Source organism: Pseudomonas sp. UBA4194, assembly GCF_002379585.1.
In the GTDB taxonomy this organism is placed as follows: Bacteria; Pseudomonadota; Gammaproteobacteria; order Pseudomonadales; family Pseudomonadaceae; genus Aquipseudomonas.
Map to the genome: position 1 here is coordinate 189,230 of NZ_DFUE01000010.1, position 23,225 is coordinate 212,454.

Annotated in this window: 9 protein-coding genes; 1 reads left to right on the forward strand and 8 read right to left on the reverse strand. The window is 60.6% G+C overall.

Going from position 1 to position 23,225, the window contains the following annotated elements; translation table 11 throughout:
* Nucleotides 1–47 precede the first annotated feature (47 nt).
* The 8 genes from B3397_RS02360 to B3397_RS02395 form a co-directional block, all read right to left on the reverse strand.
* Nucleotides 48–1,487 carry an efflux transporter outer membrane subunit gene (locus B3397_RS02360; RefSeq protein ID WP_296246903.1) on the reverse strand — a complete coding sequence of 480 codons (1,440 nt, stop codon included), beginning with the start codon at nt 1,485–1,487 and terminating at the stop codon, nt 48–50.
* Entirely contained in the window at nt 1,484–2,374 is an 891-nt protein-coding gene (locus B3397_RS02365) for an HlyD family secretion protein (protein ID WP_296246904.1), read from the reverse strand. The genes B3397_RS02360 and B3397_RS02365 overlap by 4 nt, the downstream gene beginning before the upstream one ends.
* Nucleotides 2,371–2,580 (reverse strand): DUF1656 domain-containing protein, encoded by a 210-nt coding sequence (locus B3397_RS02370; protein WP_296246906.1) that lies wholly within the window; start codon nt 2,578–2,580, stop codon nt 2,371–2,373. The genes B3397_RS02365 and B3397_RS02370 overlap by 4 nt, the downstream gene beginning before the upstream one ends.
* Complete coding sequence (locus B3397_RS02375; RefSeq protein WP_296246908.1) at nt 2,577–4,667, reverse strand: FUSC family protein; 2,091 nt, start codon at nt 4,665–4,667, stop codon at nt 2,577–2,579. The genes B3397_RS02370 and B3397_RS02375 overlap by 4 nt, the downstream gene beginning before the upstream one ends.
* Complete coding sequence (locus B3397_RS02380) at nt 4,664–5,116, reverse strand: MarR family winged helix-turn-helix transcriptional regulator (RefSeq protein ID WP_296246960.1); 453 nt, start codon at nt 5,114–5,116, stop codon at nt 4,664–4,666. Before B3397_RS02380 ends, B3397_RS02375 begins: the two co-directional genes overlap by 4 nt.
* Nucleotides 5,117–5,235: 119 nt before the next feature.
* A complete protein-coding gene (locus B3397_RS02385; protein ID WP_296246910.1) occupies nt 5,236–6,384 on the reverse strand; it encodes an acyltransferase family protein in 1,149 nt (382 codons plus the stop codon).
* 645 nt (nt 6,385–7,029) lie between these two features.
* Entirely contained in the window at nt 7,030–8,406 is a 1,377-nt protein-coding gene (locus B3397_RS02390; protein ID WP_296246912.1) for an HlyD family type I secretion periplasmic adaptor subunit, read from the reverse strand.
* Nucleotides 8,396–10,549 (reverse strand): type I secretion system permease/ATPase, encoded by a 2,154-nt coding sequence (locus B3397_RS02395; RefSeq protein WP_296246913.1) that lies wholly within the window; start codon nt 10,547–10,549, stop codon nt 8,396–8,398. Before B3397_RS02395 ends, B3397_RS02390 begins: the two co-directional genes overlap by 11 nt.
* Nucleotides 10,550–11,451: 902 nt before the next feature.
* On the opposite strand from B3397_RS02395, the gene B3397_RS02400 reads away from it, so the two are divergent.
* Nucleotides 11,452–23,151: a retention module-containing protein gene (locus tag B3397_RS02400; protein WP_296246915.1), complete on the forward strand. Its 11,700-nt coding sequence runs from the start codon at nt 11,452–11,454 to the stop codon at nt 23,149–23,151.
* The last annotated feature ends 74 nt before the right edge of the window (nt 23,152–23,225 follow it).

Below are 23,225 nucleotides of genomic sequence, written 5' to 3' on the forward strand. Positions count from 1 at the left end.
GGGAGCGGGCTCTGCCCGCGAAGGGCCGGCGCTGCCCCCGCAGATCCTCAGGGCTTGCCCGCCACCTGCCGTCCGCTCTCCCAACCACCACCCAGAGCCAGGAACAGGTTCACCTGCTCCATGGCCACCTGGGTATTGGCCGCCGCCAGCTGCCCACGGACATCGGTGTAGGCTCGCGTGGCTTGCAGATCGGCCAGGAACGACTCGCGCCCCGCCTGGAAGAACTGGTGCGTCTGACCCGCTGCTTGCTGCGCGGACTGCTCGGCATCGGCCAGGGCATCCCGGCGCTGCAGCAACGCCGCATACTGCGCCAGCCCGGTCTGGGTCTCGCGAATGGCGTTCAACACCACCCCATCGAAATTGGCCAGCGCTGCCTGGGTCGATGCCTCGGCCTCACGAATCCGTGCCCGTGAACCGTTGGTAGGAATGTTCCAGTTGATCAGCGGCCCGAAGCCCCAGCGATTGGTAGCCGGGCGGCCAAGGTCATCGAGGATACCGACGGTCCCTACGGTCGCACCGATACTGATATCCGGATAAAGCTGCCCGGTCGCCACGCCGATATTGGCGGTGGCGGCCGCCAGTTTGCGCTCGGCCTGACGAATGTCCGGACGGCGCTTGAGCAACGCTGCGCCATCGCCCACTGGCATCAACTGGGCGATGTGCGGCAGTTCGGCGCAATCGGCCACACCCGCTGGCAGCTGCGCCACGGGCTTGGCCAGCAGCATCGACAGCTTGTACAAACCGGTCTGACGGGCTGCCTGGTAACGGGGCAGTTCCGCGCGTAACGACTTGAACTGAGTCTGCGACCGGGTGACCTGGGTTTCATCGCCACGCCCGGCGTCGCGCAGGCGCTGGGTCAGTCTCACACCTTCCTGCTGGAGTTCCAGCGACTGCCGAGCAATCTCGTACTCCTCGTTGGCTGCACACACCTGGGTATAGGCACGCACAACGTCGGCCACCACGGTGATACGCGCCGTGTCCGCCGCGGCCTGGGTCGCATCGGCATTGGCCTTGGCCGCCTCGATACCGCGCTTGAGTGTTCCCCACAAGTCGAACTGATAGGACAGGTTGAAAGACGCACTGCCGAGGTTATCCACAGGCAGTTTTTCCGTCATCAGGAAGGCTTCGCCCGACTCCTGCAAGCGCTGCGCCTCGGCCTTGACGTTGAAACCAAAGCCACCTTGCGCCTCGGCCTGCTCGACTTGCGCCCTGGACCGTGCAATGTTAGCCGCGGCCACCCGCAGGTCGGTGTTGGACGCCATGGCCTGGCGTACCAATTCATCCAGCCTGGGGTCGTGATACAGCTTCCACCAATCCTGCGGAACCGGCGCCGATACCACATTGCTGTCGCCATCGGCTAACTGCCCTTGCAAGTCCGGGCGATTCACGGCGCCGTCCCTGGGCGTGCTGTAGTTGGGCCCGACCATCTGACAAGCCGACAACAACAGGCCGGCGGCGATGGCGCCGAACTTCACGGCGGTGTTCATTGCGCGGCTCCTGCGACCGCGCCGTCTTCGATGATCGATACGGTCGCGGTACGACCGGCAATCAGGTGATAACCCTCAGGCAGGTTCTCGAAGGTGATCCGCACTGGAATACGCTGCGCCAGGCGCACCCAGCTGAACGCCGGGTTGACGTTGGGCAACAGGTTGCTGCCGCTGCTGCGATCGCGGTCTTCGATACCGGCGGAGATACTCTGTACCCGGCCCTCCAGGCGGGTGTTGTCACCCATCATGCGGATATCCACCGCCTGCCCGACGCGAATGGCGCCCAGCTTGGTTTCCTCGAAGTAGCCGTCAATATGAAACGAGGTGCCATCGACCACGGCCATCACGGCGCGCCCCGCGGTGACGAATTCGCGAGGGCGCGGCGCACGGTCGTTGATGAAGCCGTCGACCGGGCTGCGAATGACCGAGCGATCCAGGTTCAACTGCGCAGCATCCACCGCCACCTGGGCTTCGGACAATGCCGCCTGGGCACGCATCTGCCGCGACTGGCTCTCTTCCAGTTGCTCGCGCGCCACCAGATTGCCCAGGCCACGGTTACGCTTGAGCTCACGCTCGGCCTGGGCGAGGGTTTCCTTGCGCTCGGCCACGGTGGCCTGGGCTTGGCGCAAGGCCAGCCGGAAGCGGTCCTGGTCGATGGTGAACAGCACGTCACCGACCTTGATCGGCTGGTTATCGTGAACATCCACACGCTGGATCAGGCCGGAAACGTCCGGGGCGATCTGGATGATGTCGGCACGCACGTGGCCATCACGGGTCCAGGGCGCGAACATGTAGTACATCACCATGCGCCAGACGATGAATGCCGCCAGGCATACGAACAGCAGGGTCAAGACCAGACGGCCAAAGGTTACGATCGGTTTTTTCATAGCATCAGAGTTCGGCAGATAGCGTCCACTGCGCCGAGCAGCACAGCGTAGAGAGCGACGTTGAAAAGAGCCCGGTGCCAGACCAGGCGATAGAAATGCAGACGGTTGAGCACGCCGTGCAGCAGCAGAAACAGGCCGTAGGTGAACACCATCATCACCAGCACGGTGGGCAGGAAGATCCCGCTTATATCCAGTTCACCAATCACAGCGGGGCTCCGTCGATACCATAAGGTGGCTGTTCCTGGGCGTCGCCCGCTTCAGTGACCACTTCCACACCCGGCAGCAGCGCCAGGCGCAAACCGCTCAATGCATGCAGCAAGTGTTCGCGGGCCTCTTCGCCGTCGCCTGCTGCCTCGACGTTCAGGGCGCGGCGGGCTCGGTCCATGGTCATCAACAGACCCATGGGCGCGGCCACACGTTCGCCGGCCTGGCGGCAAGTCTGAAAATACCCTCCCACATCGGCCACTACCTGCAGCAACAAGGGGCGCGCCAGTACCGGTGCGCGCGGGATGTAAGCTTGCATGTCGAGCAGGTTCAGGGCGACGCGTACGTCGCGCAGGGCCGCGCCGGTGTCCTGTCCGGTGAGGGTCAGGCGTGGTAGATGCTGCATCAGTCGATCGAGCATCTGCACACCCATGGCGCGCTGCTCGGCCAGACTCGCCGGCCGCGTGATGTGGACAATGTCGCGCCAGCTGAAACGGGTCAGGCGCTTGGCCGCCAACTCAACGCCAAAGGGGCGGAAGACCAAAGTCCAGATGAAGGCGAACAGCAAGCCGACCGGACCCGCCAGGTTGTTGTTGGCGAAGTTGAGAAAGTCGGCGTCGTAGGCGCCCTGGATACTGATGAACGACGAAGTGTTGACGATGGTCAGCAAGGTGCCGAGGAAGAACCGCGGCTGCACGGTCAGCGTACCCACCACGATGAAGGGCACGGAAAACGCCAGCACCAGCATGGGAAAGTCATGCAGGTTGGGCAGCACCAGGAACAGATACAGACTGGCGAACACCACCGACATGGCCGTCCAGAAAAAGAACCGGTAGATCTGCGGCGCCGGGTCGTCCATGGCGGCAAAGAAGCTGCACGCCACCGCCGCGAGGATCACCGCGCTGGCACCGTCGGTCCAACCCAGCAGAATCCACAGCACCGAGGCGACGATGATCGCAGTGACGGTGGAGAACACCGAGTAGAACATCAACCCACGGTCCAGGAAGGGCCTGAGCCGACCCAACCGCCAGTGCCGATACACCGCACGCCAGAGCAGGCGGCTATCAGTCTTGATAGCCAGTTCGAGGCTGCGCAGATCCTGCCACAGGTCGACCCACTCGCCGAGTCGATACACCGCGTTGGAAAACAGCAGCTCACGCCGATCGTCCAATTGCTGAGGCGTGGGACGCAGGGCATCAAGTTCGTCGCGCAGCGCTTGCCAGCGCGTCAGGCTGGGATCGTCGACGCTGTCCTTGAGCCATTGTCGCGCGTGCTGCAGCACCGGCGCCAGACGCGCCACCAGTTCCGGGGTACGACGCTCGATGGCGAACAACGCGTCGTCCAGGGCGTCGATTACAGGCAGCAGATGAATCATGCGCCCGCGCAGCTCGCCGGCATTGCGCACCAACTGCGGCCGCGCGCCCTCGTGAGGCAACTGGCCGATCATCATTTCCAGGGAGTTGAAATTGGCCACCATGGCCGAGCGCAACGGGCCGACTTCCTCGCCCTTGACGTCGCGGGCCAGAAAGCACTCGCTGTAGCCCGCAGCATCGGTGAACCACTTGCCGGCAGCGCCGACGAACACGGGGGTCAGACGCCGCGGCCAGAACATCGCGCCCACCACTGCGGCGCAGACAATGCCCAGACAGATTTCCTGAAAGCGCGAGCTGGCGATGTCGAACACTGCCGTGGGGTTATCCACCACCGGCAGTGCAATCAGCGGCAGTGTGTAACCCGACAGCATGAAGGCGTAACTGTTGGCGGTACGCAGGTGCAACGACAGGTACAGCAGGGTTCCGGTCCATAAAGCGATGACCGTGGCCAGCAGGAACGGCGTCTGCACGAAGAGCGGTACGAACAGCACTGCTGCTGCGGCCCCGGTGAAGGTCCCTACAGCCCGGTACAGCGCCTTGGAACTGGTAGGTCCGACGAAGGGGCTGGAGACGATGTACACCGTGGCCATTGCCCAGTAGGGCCGAGGCATCTGCAGGATCATGGCGATGTACAGGGCGATCATCGAAGCGGCAAAGGTGCGCACGCCATAGAACCAGTCCTGGGCCGGCGGCACGTCGCTGAAAAAACCTTTCACGAGGTCAGCCCTCCGCCGCCCTGCCCGGCATCCTCGAACGCCTTGACCACCCGCAACGCCGCTTCAAGGTCTGCGGGTGGGATGCCTTTGAGCACTTCGCGACGCAGGCGAACCAGTTGACCTTCGATGGACTCGGCCAGGGCTCTGCCGCTTTCGGTCAGGCTCAAGGCCTTGGCGCGGCGGTCGGTGGTGTCTTCGGTGCGCACCACGAAGCCGGACGCGCAGAGTTGATCGAGCAGACGCACCAACGACGGGCTCTCCAGCCCAGCAGCGTGGGCCACCGTCACCTGCCGCACGCCATCGCCCAGCCGCACGATGTGCAGCAGCGGCACGGCGCACGCTTCGGAAATGCCATAGTTGGCCAGGGTGGTCTGGCAGATGCGCCGCCAATGGCGTGAGGCACTGACCATACCGCTGCTGGTGCTGAGCTGGAGTTTGTCGAGATTCATCGAGGACGTACGAATATTCATAGTTTGCTAACTATCTATATTCGTTCAGCGTGCGGCCTTCGTCAAGGTGCTGCGACGAAATGCAGGCCCCATAGGCTCAGCCTGTCAGCGGCCGAGCATCACCCTTTCAAGGCGCCCACACCCTGAGTGACCACCACGCTGCCGGCCGGCCGTTGGTAGGGAAACATCAGTGCCCGGGTGATTCGGTGACGTTGGCAAGCGTAGTGAACCAGTGCCGAGAACAGGATAGGCACGACGAAAGCCAACGTCCCGACCACCGCATCGGAGTCGATCAACCGCGGCCCGTTGCGGGTAATCAGATAGACCACCGGCGAATGAAAGATGAGTACGAACAAGCTGATCCTGCCCAAGTAACTCAATACGCGTACCGCCACACGCCAGCGTGATAAGGCGTCGCACACGTGCAGCATTACAAAGATGCCCAACAATGCCTGGGCGGGCGACACCAGCATGCCGTTGTACTCTCTGTGATTGAGGTCCGTGCGCAACTTGAATATCCATTCCAGTGCGACCAGAGCGAGCAGCGCTGCCATGCCCAGCCCCGGCATCCCGCGAAAGTTCTTAACGTTATTCGAAAAGAAGTAGCCCAACATGAAGAACGATGAGGTGACCAGTAGCAAGTCTGCGCTGAGTGGCAGGCCACAGGTAAATAACTGTGAGGTCAGGGCCGACTGCGCTTCGCACACTCCTGCTTCACGGGGACTGCTGAATAACTGCAGCCAGAAATAACCGGCAATGGTCATCAGGATGAAACATCCGGCCTGCGTCCAACGCGCTTTTAAATAAACCTGGCACTTGATCAATAGTGCAAAGCAGCACGCATACACCAACCACATGTGCGGTAGAAACCATAAGGGTGGCCAGGAGTAAGTAAATCCCGTGGCATAGATGGCACTGGTGAGCAGCCCCTCGAAGCTCGACTTGCCCAGCACGATCTTCATCAGACCCAACGCCACGATCACCACCAGGCAGGGCTTGAGCCAGGCATCGGCGCGCAGCAGCACAGCGGCGCGCCACGAGCGACGGGTCAAGCTCAGTGTCACGCCGGAAATGAAAAAGAAGAACGGTGTCCTGAAGGAGGCCAGCACATCGGAGAGCAGACCAAAATACACATCGAAGAGGGTATTATGGCCAATCACGATCAGGCATATACCCATGCCCTTGGCCACGTCGATCAACGAATGCCTGGGTGAAGTACCCGCGCTTTTTTCCAGTACCGAATTCGAACCATCGGTGAACAGCTGCATACAAGATCCCTATGTACTCGTGGTGAACCACAAGAGATGAGCAGCCCTGAGCACAGTTGCTCAGACACAGTGCTGCCTCTGCTGGCGCAGCGGCAAAACAACTAGTTATTTTTATTCAGGCACGAAGTTTCAGCGATCGTTAATTACGTCGCAATTGGTAAGTTCTCGTTCAGCCTGATTATTACAGCGGCAACACTTCTTCCTGCCAGCGCCCCTTTAGGGAGGCGTACGCTGGTTACATTCGAAACAGAAGTAATGCGTTGTTCGGAAGCGTGGCGACTATATGAGGTCTTCGGAAAAAAAACCAGCGCCGGCGTCAAAAAAGGTGCACAAATATTAAAAGACTTAGAATTAAGTCAATTTGCAGTCACTTTAAGGCTGACGCCTTTTTGGCATTGGTTTGCAGGTGTTGGTGAGGGGGATTGGATTGGTTGGGGTTGAGGTTGAGTGAGGGTTGGGATTTGTGGGGGATGGTCCCCTCACCCCAGCCCTCTCCCTGGAGGAGAGGGAGCCGTACGGTGGTGTTGCGACTATCGGCGATCTGCTTTTAGCTCCCTCTCCCTAAGGGCGATACGGCGGCCCGGGAGGGCTGGGGTGAGGGGACCATCCCCCCGCAAACCCACCTACCCTACCCCAATCACCCACTCACCGCTCGTGCAGCGCTTCGGCCCGGGACTTGATAATGGGCTTGAGCAGATAGCTCAGCACGCTTTTCTTGCCAGTGATGATGTCTACCGACGCGACCATGCCCGGGATGATCAACAACGGCTTTTCATCCGTCCCCAGGTGGCTTTTGTTGGTGCGCAGCTTGATGACATAGAAGGTGTTCTTCTTGTCCTCGTCCTGCACGGTGTCCGCACCGATCTGCTCCAGCGTGCCTTCCAACCCACCGTAGATGGTGTAGTCGTAGGCCGTGAACTTGATCATGGCCTTCTGTCCCGGATGCAGAAACGCGATGTCCTGTGGACGAATCCTGGCTTCCACCAACAAGTTCTCGTCCAGCGGCACGATTTCCACCATGTCGCTGCCAGGCTGGATCACGCCGCCGACGGTATTGACCAGCACCTGCTTGACGATGCCGCGCATCGGTGAGGTGACCATGGTGCGGCTCACCCGATCCTCAAGGCCTTTGGCCGTCGCCTGGGCCTTGGACAGATCGGTACGCGCCTCGTTGAGCTGAGTCAGCGCATCACTGCGAAACTTGCCGCGCGTCTCGTCGATCTTGCGCTGCACTTCGCCGATGGCGGCCTGGGCCCTGGGAATAGCCAGGGTAGTACCGTCGAGCATGCCCCGGGTTTCCACTTCCGAACGGCGCAGGCGCAGCACTTCGACCGGGGAAATGGCGCCCTTGGCCACCAGGGGTTCGGACATGCCGATCTCCTGACGCAACAGGTTGAGGCTGTTGCGGTACTGCTCGGCCTTGGAGCTGAACTCGCGCAGTTCCTGCTGGCGTTGTACCAACTGCTGCTGCAGCCCGCCTATTTCGTCCGCCAATTGCTGACGGCGACTGTTGAACAGTGACTCTTCGTTAGCCGCCTGGCTGGGCACCGACTTGCGGGCTTCGGCAGTAATCTTCAGCGGGCGATCTTCCACCTCGGCACTCAGGCGCTCGACACGCAGTTCCATCGCCACGCGGTCGGCTTCCGTCTCACCGACATTGGACGCAAAACGGGTATCGTCCAGACGAATCAGTGGTGCACCGGCTTCGACGATCTGGCCTTCCTTCACATAGATCTGCGCGACGATACCGCCTTCCAGGTTCTGGATCTTCTGCAGGCGCGACGAAGGAATAGCCTTGCCGTCGCCCTTGGTAACTTCATCGATGACGGCGAAATGCGCCCAACCCACCAGGAAGACGAAGAACGCGATCACGCCCCAGATGGTCAGCCGGACGATGCGCGGTGCGTCGTCGATCAGCGCCTTCTCGACCTCGGGCAAGGGCTGCCCGTCGAGCGAGTCGGAACCCTTGAAGTAGCGATAGACGGAATCCTTGAAACCGCCCGAACCGGATTTAAGCAACACTGATCTGCCCCTTCTTCAGCGCTTCCATGACGGCCGCCTTGGGACCATCGGCAAGAATCTGGCCACGGTCGATCACCAACAAACGGTCGACCAGGCTCAGCAGCGAGGCACGGTGCGTTACTAGAATCACGGTTTTGCTCTCGATAACGGCTTGCAGACGCGCCTTCAGGCGCTCCTCGCCAGTGTTGTCCATGGCGCTGGTGGGTTCGTCCAACAACAAGATGGGCGGATTGAGCAGCAGTGCCCGGGCAAGCGCCACGTTCTGCCGCTGCCCGCCCGACAGGTTGCGCCCGCGCTCACCTACCTGCAGTTCATAGCCCTGGGGATGCAACCGAGCGTATTCATGCACGCCCGCCAGCTCGGCAGCCTGCAACACCATTTCGTCGTCGACATAGCGCGCGCCTGACACCAGGTTGTCACGCAAGGTGCCGGCCAGCAGTTGAATGTCCTGTGGCACGTAGCCAATGTTGTGGCGCAGTTCGCTGACGTCGATCTGGCGTATATCCACGCCGTCCACCAGCAGCGAGCCAGCATCTGGCTGATGCAGCCCCACCAACAGCTTGGCCAGCGAACTCTTGCCGGAACCGCTGCGGCCGATGATGCCGATCTTCTCGCCCGGTCTCACGGTCAGATTGATGCCATGCAAAGCCTGGTTCTGCTGCTCGGGATAAGTGAAGTCGACATTGCGAAATTCCATGGCCCCCTGAAGCACCTGGCGGCTGAGCGGCCGCTCATCGAAATTGCGCTCCTGCGGCAGCTCCATCATCTGGTCCACCGAAACCATGGTGACCTTGGCTTGCTGATAACGGGTCAACAACCCGGACAACTGCGCCAGCGGGCCCAACGCGCGGCCGCTCAGCATATAGCACGCTACCAGGCCACCCATGCTCAGGTTACCGTCGATGATCTGGTAAACGCCGAAGATGATCATCGCCACGCCAGCCAGCTGCTGAATCAGCAGGGTGATGTTCATGGCCAGGCTGGATAGGGTCTTGACCCGCAATTCCAGGCGGCTGAGCGTACCAATGGTCTGCTCCCACTGATACTGGCGCTCACTCTCGGCATTGTTGACCTTCACACCGTCAAGGCCACCCAGGGTTTCGATCAGGCTCGACTGGCGCTCGGCGCCCAGCGCCATGGTGCGCTCCAGCGTCTGGGTCAGGGGTTTCTGCAGGAAGTGTCCGATACCCAGTGCCAACGGGAAGGCAATCACTGGAATCCACACCAGATGCCCGCCCAACAGGGCAATCACCGCCAGAATCAAGATGGTGAACGGCAGGTCGATCAGACTGGTGAGGGTCAACGACGTGAGAAAATCACGCATGCCCTGGAATTCATGGATGTTCTGAGCATAGCTGCCGACCCGCGCCGGGCGGCTCTTCATGGACATGCCGACGATACGCTCGAACAACGTTGCCGAAATGATCAGGTCGGTCTTCTTGCCAGCCAGATCCAGGCACAGGCTGCGCATGCCCTTGAGCAACAGGTCAAACAGGTAGGCACCACAGATACCCACCGCCAGCACCCAGAGCGTAGCGGTGGCCTGATTGGGCACTACCCGGTCGTACACGTTCATCACGAACAAGGGCGCAGCCAGGGCGATCAGGTTGATGACCAGGCTGGCGGCAATGGCGTCCGCGTACAGCCAACGGGAACGCTTCAAGGTGTCGCGGAACCAGGATTTGGCACGCGGGATCATCGATCCGTTGGTAACGTCGAATTTGTGCTGGGGCTGGGCGAAGAACACCTTGCCAGCGTAATCCTGGGTGAGGATGTCGCGTGCGACACGCACCTCGCCGCCGTCGCTCTCACTGAGCAGCAGGCGCGCGGTATCACCTTCCCAACCCAGCAGCACGGCGCAGCGGGCGTCCTTGAGAATCAACATGGCCGGCAATGCAATGGCCGGAATGGTCTCCAGCTTTCGCTGCAATACCCGCCCTTGCAAACCTGCTCGCGCGGCCGCCCGCGGCAGCAGGTCAGTCGTCAGACGCTGCGCAGGCAGTGGCAGGCCGGTGGTCAGCATGGCCCGACTGGCGGGCTTGTGGTGCAGTGAGCACAGTGTCAGCAGCCCATCGAGCAGCGGATCGTCGTGCTGGGCCCGCGGATCCTGGCTGAGTTGTACCGAAGTTAATTCCGAATCCACGCTGACACTCTCTTATCACTCATTGAACACCTCGATTCCGTCAAGAATCAGTTCATTACGCCCGTTCCAGCGGCGTTTTGGTTGCTTTTGCACAACGGATGCCAGACGCCCTGTCCGGTGATGGCTTTTTCATAGCAGCCGCTGAACGGCACTTTTTTGCCCCTCAAGCGTCGAAGCGTTTAAAAAGTGTTTCAATAATGAATCACTTTTCTCTTCATCCTGAATTCATCGCCAACGATCAGGCATACGGTGCAAAAGTTTCGTCACTTACTCGTCGTCTTGTAATTTTCTGAATGGCAACAACGAGTTGGCTGCTGGCATAACATCTCATTATAAAAAAACAGCTTCTTATCGTAAAACCGCCTCCTTAACGACAGGCGTTTCGAGACAACTTAGTAGACGCACTCGCCTACCTACCCGTCACTGCCGCTGCATTGCCTGCGGCCCTGGTCCGAGCCCAATCGCAGCGCCACGCAAATTCGCTCTGGTCGAACCGTCGATACCGCCGAAGCCCCCGCCCTGAAGCCATTGGCAGATTTCATGCTTTCCTCAGCGCACCAGAATATGGCGTTCTGACCCGGTGCAGATTCAAGCCGCGCTCATGCGCTTCAAGCGACACTTTTTGTCACCCTGTGCGCCCAGAAACGTCATCTCGACAGCGTCTGCGTGCGCCAACAAAGACATTTATCTTACAGCGTAAATATCAATGTGACATTACGCATTGGATTGTTTAGGATGGCGCCCAATAGGTCAATACTTTGTCATAATCTTCATTTTTCGCCTATTTAGACAAAACATTGGCGCCAAACTTATAGCAAACAATGACGTGTTTGTTGCCTGAGACCTCTTCAACGAGCGTCCTTGAAACGAATGCCAATTAAACGGCTACCCCGGAGATCTCCATGAGCAGCGTTATTGCAATCGTCAAAAGCATTGTTGGTCAGGTGTTTGCGGTATCCCCCGAGGGTGTCCGCCGCCTGATCATCGAGGGAGATCGGCTGTTCGCCGGGGAGCAGGTGATTACCGGGCCGCAAGCTGCCGTATCGCTGGAGCTGGCCGATGGCCGAATCATCGACCTGGGCCGGGACAGCCAATGGTCCGCCAATACACCGGATGCCTCGATCGACCTGAGCGAAGCCACTGCCCAGGCGGCGCCGTCGGTGGCTGAGCTGCAGCAGGCCATCGCTGCCGGCGCCGACCCCACGCTGGACCTCGAAGCCACGGCAGCAGGCAACACCGCAGCCGGCGCGGGCGGTGAGGCCGGAGGCAGCCATAGTTTCGTTCTGCTCAGCGAGACTGCCGACTCCGTCGATCCTACCGTGGGGTTTGCTACCGAGGGGCTGGGTGGCCAGGCTGCGCTGGCGTTCCTGCGGGTTGACGGTGATCTGGACACTGTTCTCGCGGATGATCTGCCGGCCGTCGATCCGACCCCGGATCCCGACCCTACGCCGAACCCCGACCCCATTCCAGATCCTGACCCTGCGCCCGGTCCTGACCCCATTCCAGATCCTGATCCAACACCTGGTCCTGACCCCATCCCGGATCCCGATCCAACGCCGAATCCCGATCCCACTCCAGATCCCGATCCGACGCCCGGCATCAATGATCAGCCGACTCTGACCAACCCGGATACCGCCGTGGGCGACGAGGATCAGGTCATCACCGGCAACGTGCTGGACAATGACTCCGATGCCGACGACGCACTGACCGTGGCCAGCTTCACCGTGGCCGGGTTAACCGGAACATTTACCGCAGGCCAGGCGGCGACCATCGTCGGTGTCGGCACGTTGGTGATCAACAGCAACGGCAGTTTCGTCTTCACCCCGGTGGCCGACTACAACGGTACGGTGCCCACCGCGACCTACACCACCAACACCGGCGCCAGCGACACCCTCGACATAACCGTCAATCCGGTCGACGACCCCAGCCTGTTGATTGCCGATACCAACACCACCCTGGAAGACACCCCGCTGAGCGGCAATGTTCTGGCCAACGATACCGACGTGGACAACCTGTTATCGGTAGCCAGTTTCACCGTCAACGGTGTTCAGTACGCCGCAGGTGCCACGGCAACCATCACCGCAGCCTCGGCCACTGGGCCGGTGACTGCCGGCACGCTGACCATGGCCTCGACCGGCGAGTACATCTTCATCCCCGCTCGCGACTGGAACGGTGCCGTCCCTACGGTCACCTACACCACCAACACGGGGTCTTCGACGAGCCTGGACATCAACGTCACCCCTGTCGATGACCCGACCATCCCGCAACCGGACTTCGCCACCACCAACGAAGACACCCCGCTGAGCGGCAACGTTCTGGCCAACGACACCGACGTCGACAGCCTGATCTCGGTGGCCAGCTACACGGTGAACGGCGTGCAGTATGCCGCCGGCGCCACCGCTGTGATCACCGCCGAAACCGTCAACGGCACCGTGACCGTTGGCACCTTCACCCTCGCCGAAACAGGCGAATACCTGTTCTTCCCTGCCCAGGACTGGAACGGGGCCGTGCCTCAGGTCACCTACTTCACCAACACCGGTGTGTTCGAGCTGCTGAATATCACCGTCACGCCGGTCGACGATTTCAGCGTCAACCTGCCGGACGCCAAGTCGACCAACGAAAACACCCCGGTCACCGGCAATGTGCTCGCCAACGACAGCGATGTGGATAACTTGCTGGCCGTGGCGAGCTTCACCGTGAACGGGGCTTCGTTTACGGCCGGCAGCACTGCGACGATCACTACTGTCATCAACGGCGCGACCGTTACCGTTGGCACATTGAGCATCGCCACCACGGGCGAGTACCTGTTCGTGCCGGCTCAAGGCTACGTCGGCGCCGTACCGACCGTCGCCTACACCAACGACAATGGGTCGTTCAGCTTCCTGAACCTGACCGTTACCAGCACCAACGCTGATACCAACACCACGGCCGAAGACAACGCCGTGACTGGTAACGTCTTGGCTAACGATAGCGATGTCAGCACCGTGCTTTCGGTGGATACCTTCACCGTCAACGGCACCAGCTACGCCGCAGGCACCACCGCCAATATCACTGCCGGCAACGTCAATGTCGGTACACTGACTATGGCTTCCACTGGCGAGTATCTCTTCACGCCAGCGCAGAACTGGAATGGCTCGGTACCGGCAGTCACCTACACCACCAACACCGGTACCAGCAGCACGCTCTCGCTGACCGTTACCGCTGTCGACGATCAAACGATTCCACAGGGCGACACGGCCACCACCAACGAAGACACCCCGGTGACCGGCAACGTTTTGGCCAACGACACCGATGTCGACAGCCTGATTTCGGTCGCCAGCTACACCGTCAACGGTGTTCAGTACGCCGCTGGCACGACTGCCGTAATCACCGCCGAAACCGTTAACGGTACCGTCAACGTCGGCACTTTCACCCTGGCTGAAACGGGCGAATACCTGTTCCGTCCTGCTCAGGACTGGAACGGCGCAGTTCCCCAGGTGACCTACACCACCAATACGGGTGTGTTCGAATTCCTGAAGATCGAAGTCACCCCTGTGGATGATTTCAGCGTCAACCTGCCAGACGCCAAGTCGACCAACGAAAACACCCCGGTCACCGGCAATGTGCTCGCCAACGATAGCGATGTGGATAACTTGCTGTCCGTTGCCAGCTTCACGGTCAACGATACCCAGTACGCCGTCGGTACCACCGCGACCATCACCACCGTCATCAACGGTGCGACCGTCAACGTCGGAACGCTGAGCATCGCCACCACGGGCGAGTACCTGTTCGTGCCGGCTCAAGGCTACGTCGGCGCCGTACCGACCGTCGCCTACACCAACGACAATGGGTCGTTCAGCTTCCTGAACCTGACCGTTACCAGCACCAACGCCGACAGCAACACCACGGCCGAAGACAACGCCGTGACCGGCAACGTATTAGCCAATGACAGCGATGTCAGCACCGTATTGACCGTGGAAACTTTCACCGTCAACGGCACCACCTACGCGGCAGGCACTACCGCCAATATCACTGCCGGCAACGTCAATGTCGGCACACTGACTATGGCTTCTACTGGTGAGTACCTCTTCACGCCAGCGCAGAACTGGAACGGCTCGGTACCGGCAGTCACCTACACCACCAACACCGGTACCAGCAGCACGCTCTCGCTGACGGTTACGCCGGTGGATGACCAGACCATTCCGCAGGGCGACACTGCGACCACCAACGAAGACACCCCGGTCACCGGAAACGTCCTGGCCAACGACACTGATGTCGACAGCCTGATCTCGGTGGCCAGCTATACCGTCAACGGTGTTCAGTACGCTGCTGGCACGACTGCCGTAATCACCGCCGAAACCGTCAACGGTACCGTCAACGTCGGCACCTTCACCTTGGCCGAAACCGGCGAATACCTGTTCCTCCCTGCTCAGGACTGGAACGGCGCTGTCCCTCAGGTCACCTACACCACCAATACGGGTGTGTTCGAATTCCTGAAGATCGAAGTCACCCCTGTGGACGACTTCAGCGTCAACCTGCCGGACGCCAAGTCGACCAACGAGAACACCCCGGTCACCGGCAACGTGCTCGCCAACGACAGCGATGTGGATAACTTGCTGTCGGTCGCCAGCTTCACGGTTGATGGCGCTTCCTTCGCGGCTGGCACCACCGCCACTATTACTACACTGGTGAATGGCGCCACGGTGAACGTCGGTACATTGAGTATCGCGTCCACGGGCGAGTACTTGTTCGTGCCGGCTCAAGGCTACGTCGGCGCAGTCCCAACCGTGGCCTACACCAACGACAACGGCTCGTTCAGCTTCTTGAATCTGACCGTTACAAGCACCAACGCTGATACCAACACCACGGCTGAAGACAACGCCGTGACCGGCAACGTGCTGGCCAACGACAGCGATGTCAGCACCGTATTGACCGTGGAGACCTTCACCGTCAACGGCACCAGCTACGCGGCAGGCACCACCGCCAATATCACTGCCGGCAACGTCAATGTCGGCACGCTGACTATGGCTTCCACTGGCGAGTATCTCTTCACTCCGGCGCAGAACTGGAATGGTTCGGTACCGGCAGTCACCTACACCACCAACACCGGTACCAGCAGCACGCTCTCGCTGACCGTTACCGCTGTCGACGATAAAACGGTACCGTTGGGCGACACTGCCACCACCAACGAAGACACCCCGGTAACCGGCAACGTTTTGGCCAACGACACCGATGTCGACAGCCTGATTTCGGTGGCCAGCTACACCGTCAACGGCGTGCAGTACGCTGCTGGCACGACTGCCGTGATCACTACAGAAACCGTTAACGGCACCGTCAACGTCGGCACCTTCACCCTGGCCGAAACCGGTGAATACCTGTTCCGTCCTGCCCAGGACTGGAACGGCGCTGTACCTCAGGTGACCTACACCACCAACACCGGTGTGTTCGAATTCCTGAAGATCGAAGTCACCCCTGTGGATGATTTCAGCGTCAACCTGCCAGACGCCAAGTCGACCAACGAGAACACCCCGGTCACCGGCAACGTCCTGGCCAACGACAGCGATGTGGATAACTTGCTGTCGGTCGCCAGCTTCACGGTTGATGGCGCATCCTTCGCGGCTGGTACCACCGCCACCATTACTACACTGGTGAATGGCGCCACGGTGAACGTCGGTACATTGAGTATCGCGACCACGGGCGAGTACTTGTTCGTGCCGGCTCAAGGCTACGTCGGCGCAGTCCCAACCGTGGCCTACACCAACGACAACGGCTCGTTCAGCTTCTTGAATCTGACCGTTACCAGCACCAACGCTGATACCAACACCACGGCTGAAGACAACGCCGTGACCGGCAACGTGCTGGCTAACGATAGCGATGTCAGCACCGTATTGACCGTGGAAACCTTCACCGTCAACGGCACTGACTATGCCGCTGGTAGCACCGCCAACGTCACCACGACTGTTGGCAACACCACCGTCAACGTCGGCACCCTGCTCGTCGCCTCGACCGGTGAATACCTGTTCACCCCAGCGCTTAACTGGAATGGCTCGGTCCCAGCGGTCACCTACACGACCAACACTGGCACCAGCAGTACCTTGTCCCTGACCGTTACCGCTGTCGACGATAAAACGGTACCGTTGGGCGACACCGCCACTACCAACGAAGACACCCCGGTAACCGGCAACGTTTTGGCCAACGACACTGATGTCGACAGTCTGATCTCGGTAGCCAGCTACACCGTCAACGGTGTTCAGTACGCTGCTGGCACCACGGCCGTAATCACTGCCGAGACCGTCAACGGCACCGTCAACGTCGGCACCTTCACCCTGGCCGAAACGGGCGAATACCTGTTCCGCCCTGCTCAGGACTGGAACGGCGCTGTCCCTCAGGTCACCTACACCACTAATACGGGTGTGTTCGAATTCCTGAAGATCGAAGTCACCCCCGTGGATGACTTCAGCGTCAACCTGCCGGACGCCAAGTCGACCAACGAAAACACCCCTGTCACCGGCAACGTCCTGGCCAACGACAGCGATGTGGATAACTTGCTGTCGGTTGCCAGCTTCACGGTCAACGACACGCAATACGCCGTCGGCACCACTGCAACCATCACCACCGTGATAAACGGCGCGACCGTCAATGTCGGCACGCTGAGCATCGCCACTACCGGCGAATACCTGTTCGTCCCTGAACAAGGCTACGTCGGCGCCGTACCGACCGTGGCCTACACCAACGACAACGGCTCGTTCAGCTTCTTGAATCTGACCGTTACCAGCACCAACGCTGATACCAACACCACGGCTGAAGACAACGCCGTGACCGGCAACGTGCTGGCTAACGATAGCGATGTCAGCACCGTATTGACCGTAGAAACCTTTACCGTCAACGGCACTGACTATGCGGCGGGCACCAGTGCCAATATCACCACGACAGTAGGCAACACCACCGTCAACGTCGGCACCCTGCTGGTCGCCTCGACCGGTGAATACCTGTTCACCCCAGCGCTTAACTGGAATGGCTCGGTCCCAGCGGTCACCTACACGACCAACACTGGCACCAGCAGCACCTTGTCGCTGACTGTTACCGCTGTGGATGACCAGACCATTCCGCAGGATGACACTGCGACCACCAACGAAGACACCCCGGTCACCGGCAACGTCCTGGCCAACGACACCGATGTCGACAGCCTGATCTCGGTCGCCAGCTACACCGTCAACGGCGCGCAGTACGCTGCTGGCACCACTGCCGTGATTACCGCTGAAACCGTCAACGGTACCGTCAACGTCGGCACCTTCACCCTGGCCGAAACCGGCGAATACCTGTTCCTCCCTGCTCAGGACTGGAACGGCGCAGTCCCCCAGGTCACCTACACCACCAATACGGGTGTGTTCGAATTCCTGAAGATCGAAGTCACCCCTGTGGATGACTTCAGCGTCAACCTGCCGGACGCCAAGTCGACCAACGAAAACACCCCTGTCACCGGCAACGTCCTGGCCAACGACAGCGATGTGGATAACTTGCTCTCCGTTGCCAGCTTCACGGTCAACGACACGCAATACGCCGTCGGCACGACTGCAACCATCACCACCGTGGTAAACGGCGCGACCGTCAATGTCGGAACGCTGAGCATCGCCACTACCGGCGAATACCTGTTCGTCCCTGAGCAAGGCTACGTCGGCGCAGTCCCCACAGTCGCCTACACCAACGACAACGGCTCGTTCAGCTTCCTGAACCTGTCCGTTACCGCTGCCGACGTCCCAAGCGTGCTGCAGGCCGACACCGGAACCACGTTCGAAAATCTCCCGCTGAGCGGCAATGTGCTGGCCAACGATGTGGACGTCGATAGCGTCCTCAGCGTTGCCAGTTTCACCGTCAACGGCACCCAATACGCTGCAGGAACAACTGTCCCGGTGGCTACCGAGACAGCAGGCGTCACGACCCTCGTCGGCACCCTGGCCATGGCCTCGACCGGCGAGTACACCTTCACCCCGGCCACCGACTGGAACGGCATCGTTCCGCAAGTCACCTATACAACCAACACTGGCGGAACCACCACCTTGGACATCACCATCGCTCCGAACAACAGCGTCCTGTACCCCGACAATGCCACCACCGCAGAAGACACGCCGTTGACCGGCAACGTGGTGAGAAATGATGTGGCCGTCGATACCGTCATCGCCGTCACCAGCTTCGAAGTCAACGGCCAGCAATACGCGGCCGGCACCACTGCGACCATCATGGCCCCGAGCGTATACGGCCCCGTGGTGGCAGGTACCCTGAGCATCGCCAGCACCGGCCAGTACATTTTCCTGCCGGCCAAGGACTGGAACGGCAACGTCCCGGCAATCGGCTACACCACCAATACCGGTTCGTTCACCAACCTCAATATCGTGGTGACCCCGGTGGACGATGCGACCATCACTCAACCGGACTACGGCATCACGCCTGAAGAAGTCCCGCTGAGCGATAACGTCGTGCGCAACGATGTCGACGTCGATGACGTGGTCGGTGTGGCCAGCTTCAATGTCAACGGCACTGACTACGCTGCTGGCAGTACCGCCGTGGTGATGGCGCCTAGCGTCAACGGCCCGGTGGTCGCTGGCACCCTGCAGATGCTGTCCACAGGCGAATACGTCTTTACGCCCGCCAAGGACTGGAACGGCAATGTACCGGTGGTGAGCTACACCACCAACACCGGTGAAGTGCAGAACCTGACCATCGTCGTGACCCCGGTCGACGACTACAGCATCAACCTGCCCGACACCGGCGTGACCAACGAAGACACCCCGCTGACCGGCAACGTCACCGCCAACGACAGCGATGTCGACAACGTGCTGACCGTAGAGACCTTCTACGTCAACAACGTAGGCTACGCCGCTGGCACCACCGCGATCGTCACCACCGTCGTGGGCGGCGTCACCGTGACCGCCGGTACGCTGACCATCGAATCGACCGGCGTCTACACCTTCGTACCGGCCAAGGACTGGAACGGTAACGTTCCGACCGTCGCCTACAAGAACACCAACGGCTCGTTCAGCTTCCTGGACATCACCGTCAACGCCGTCGACGACGACAGCGTGATGCGCGCCGACACCGCCGCCACCAACGAAAGCAACGCTACCAGCGGTAACGTGCTGGCCAACGACAGCGATATCGACAACGTACTGTCGGTAGTGAAGTTCACCGTCAATGGCGTGGACTACAACGCGGGCAGCACGGCCAACGTCACGGCCCTGAACTCCAGCGTAGTGGTCGGCAAGCTGACCCTGGCCGCCAACGGCGAGTACAGCTTCACCCCAACCAAGGACTGGAGCGGCACCGTTCCAACCATCGCCTACACCACCAACACCGGCTCGTTCAGCTTCCTGGACATCAAGGTCAACGCGGTCAGCAACACGCCGACCCTGGAACTGGGTGGCGGTGGCCTGCAGACGTCGATCAACTTCGACAATGCACAGACCAACTCCATCGGTTACTTCAAGACCAGCGCCATCAGCAGCACCTGGTTCACCGACAACAAGAGCGGCGAGATCGAAATCGGCAAGGCCGGTGACGTATATGGCGTGCGCGGCGCGGGCAACTCCAACGTCATCGAGTTGGAAGCGCGTAACGGCGACAAGAACCTCTACACCAACATCGCCGCCAAAGGGGGCAGCACCTACAGCGTGAGCTTCGACTACTCGCCACGTGCCGGTGCCGAGAAATCGTCGGTCATCTACGTCAAGTGGAACGGCGCCACGATCTATACCCTCGACGCCACCACCGTGGGCATGAAGACCTACACCGTGCAGATCCCGGTCGACAAGGATGGCAACGGCCGTCTGGAATTCGAAGCGCAGAACAGCAACACCGTGGGCGGCCTGCTGGACAATATCAGCGTCAACCAGGTACTCAACACCGGTTCTGAAGACAGCAAGATCCTGCTGTCCACCATCAAGGCGGCGAGCACCGACAGCGATGGCTCCGAAACCCTCAAGGTCGAGATCAAAGGCCTGCAGGCCGAAGGCAAGCTGAGCGACGGCACTCACTCCGTCACCGTCGGCGCCGACGGCACCGTCAACGTGACGGGCTGGAACATGAGCACCATCACCTACCAAGCCAAACCGAACTTCTTCGGTACCGTCAACGCAACCGTCGTGGCCACCTCCCAGGACGGCCCGGACGCGGCCCCGGCGTCGGTCTCCAAGGCCCTGGACATCGTGGTCCTGCCGGTCGACGACGCACCGACCGCCACCGGCAGCAACGTCGTAGGCAATGAAGGCAGCACCACCGTCCTGAACTGGGCCACCTTCGGCATCACCGATGTCGACGGCGACGCCATGTCCGTGAAGATCACCTCCATCCAGGGCGGCGGCTCGCTCAAGCTCAACGGTGCGGTGGTGACTGCCGGCACGCTGATCAAGCAGAGCGACATCGCTGCAGGCAAGCTGACGTTCACCGCTGCGGCAAATGAGTCGAGCAGTGACAAAGGCGCCGCGGGCGTGGGCAACAACAAGACCGACTACGCCAAGATCGCCTTCCAGGCGTACGACGGCACCAGCTACAGCGCCACTGCCACCGTGGTGGTAGACATCACCCCAGTGGCCGGCGCCGCCTCCGTCAAGGCGGGTATCTCGAGCATGACCGAGAACGCCACCGAGCTGCTCAACCTGGTAGCCACCACCGCCGACAGCGATTCGGAAACCGTGGCCATCACCAACATCGCCGGTATTCCAAAGGGCGCAACCATCAGCGATGGCGTGCACACCTTCACGGCTACCGCTTCGGTAACCTCCACCGACGTGACAGGCTGGAACATCAGCAAGCTGACCTTTACCCCGGCGCCTTACAGCACCGGTACGGTCAACCTGGCCGTGACCGCCAAGTCCACCGAAATCCTGGGCAGCGCCAACTCGGCCAGCACCACTGCGCTGACCACCACCACGGTGAGCATCAACGTCGCCAAAGACAGCTACAAGGCTGTTGACGGTACCGATGGCAACTTCACCGGCACCAGCAAGAGCGAAATCATCGTTGCCGACAAGCAGAACCTGACCATCGCCGACGGCAAGAACTACAACATTGCCTTCGTGGTGGACAGTTCGGGCAGCATGAACCAGCTCGACGCGACCAAGGCCCAACTGGTCAAGGCGTTCGAACAGCTGATCGCCAGCGTCAAGTCCAATACCTCGGGCACCGTCAACGTCGCCCTGATCGACTTCGACACCAGCGCTCGCCAGGTGCTGCAGATCAACCTCAACTCCAACCTGTCCGACGCCGCCAAACTGGCCACGTTGAAAGCAGGCCTGGACAAGCTGGTACAAGGCGGCGCGACCAACTACGAAGACGCCTTCAAAACCACCGCCAACTGGTTCCAGAGCGATTTCGCCACCAAGAATGCCGGCGCCGAGAAGCTGACCTACTTCATTACCGATGGCCAGCCAACGGTGTATCAGGACAACTCCAACAGCGCGACCGTGGTCGACTACCTCAGCCTGTTCAAAGGCGACGTCACCCTGGCCAGCTACATCAAGCAGTACACCGATAACCCAGGCGTGGCGGTCAAGGCCGACATCAACGGCAACGGCTCGAAAGAGACCATCATCGCTGCCGACGGTACCGTGTACAGCTGGACCCAGAAAGTCACGCTGGGCTTCTTCAGCATCGGTACCACCTGGCAAGCCGAGGCCATCGGCAAGCTCGAACAGCATGCCAACGGCAAGGGCGGTACCGAGTACAGCTTCCTGGCAGGTAACGGCCAGTACTCAGGTATCGCTGAAAGCGTCAACGCTTCGGAAGGCTACAAGCTGCTGACCGCTACAGGCTCGACCGTGGAGGCCATCGGCGTCAGTCAGAAGACTGCCAATCTGCTGGGTGGTTACGACACCGACCTGAACACCCATACCGTCAATGAGCTCAACGGTCTGGCCAGCGACGTCACCGGCAGCAAGAACGCGAGCGACACCAGCGCCGACACCCTCAACGGTGGCAGCGGCAACGACATCCTGTTCGGTGACGTGGTGCGCTTCGACAACATTGCCGGCAACGGTGTGGAAGCTCTGCGCAGCTACGTACAGCAGCACAGCGCCGACAAGACCGCGGCGGTCGATGACCGCACCATCCACCAATACATCACCGAGCACGTATCGGAGTTCAACTCCAACGCCACCTTGGGCGGCAACGACCGTCTGCTGGGTGGTGACGGCAATGACATCCTGTTCGGTCAGGGTGGCAACGACATCCTCGACGGTGGCAATGGCAATGACATCCTGGTCGGTGGTCGTGGCAACGACACCCTGACCGGTGGTGCCGGTGCGGACACTTTCGTTTGGCTCAAAGGCGACGTCGGTACCGACAAGATCACCGACTTCAGCCACAGTCAGGGCGACAAGCTGGACCTCTCCGACCTGCTGCCGACCGATGCCGAAAGCAACCTGGCCAACTACCTGAAGCTGAGCACCGATTCGTCGGGCAACTCGACCCTTCAGGTCAGCACCACAGGTGGCCTGAACTCGGCCGGCGCTGCGGCCACCCCGGATGTCACCATCAAGGTGGATCATGCCAACTGGGGTACCGGTTCCGACGCCATCAAGTCGCTGATCTCGGGCGGCGACCTGTTGGTCAAGCACCACGACAGCAACTGATGACAGCGCTTTGCGCCAGCCCCAGGGCTGGCGCAAAGAACACGTCAGCGGTTCGGATAATTGTGTAATCTCTG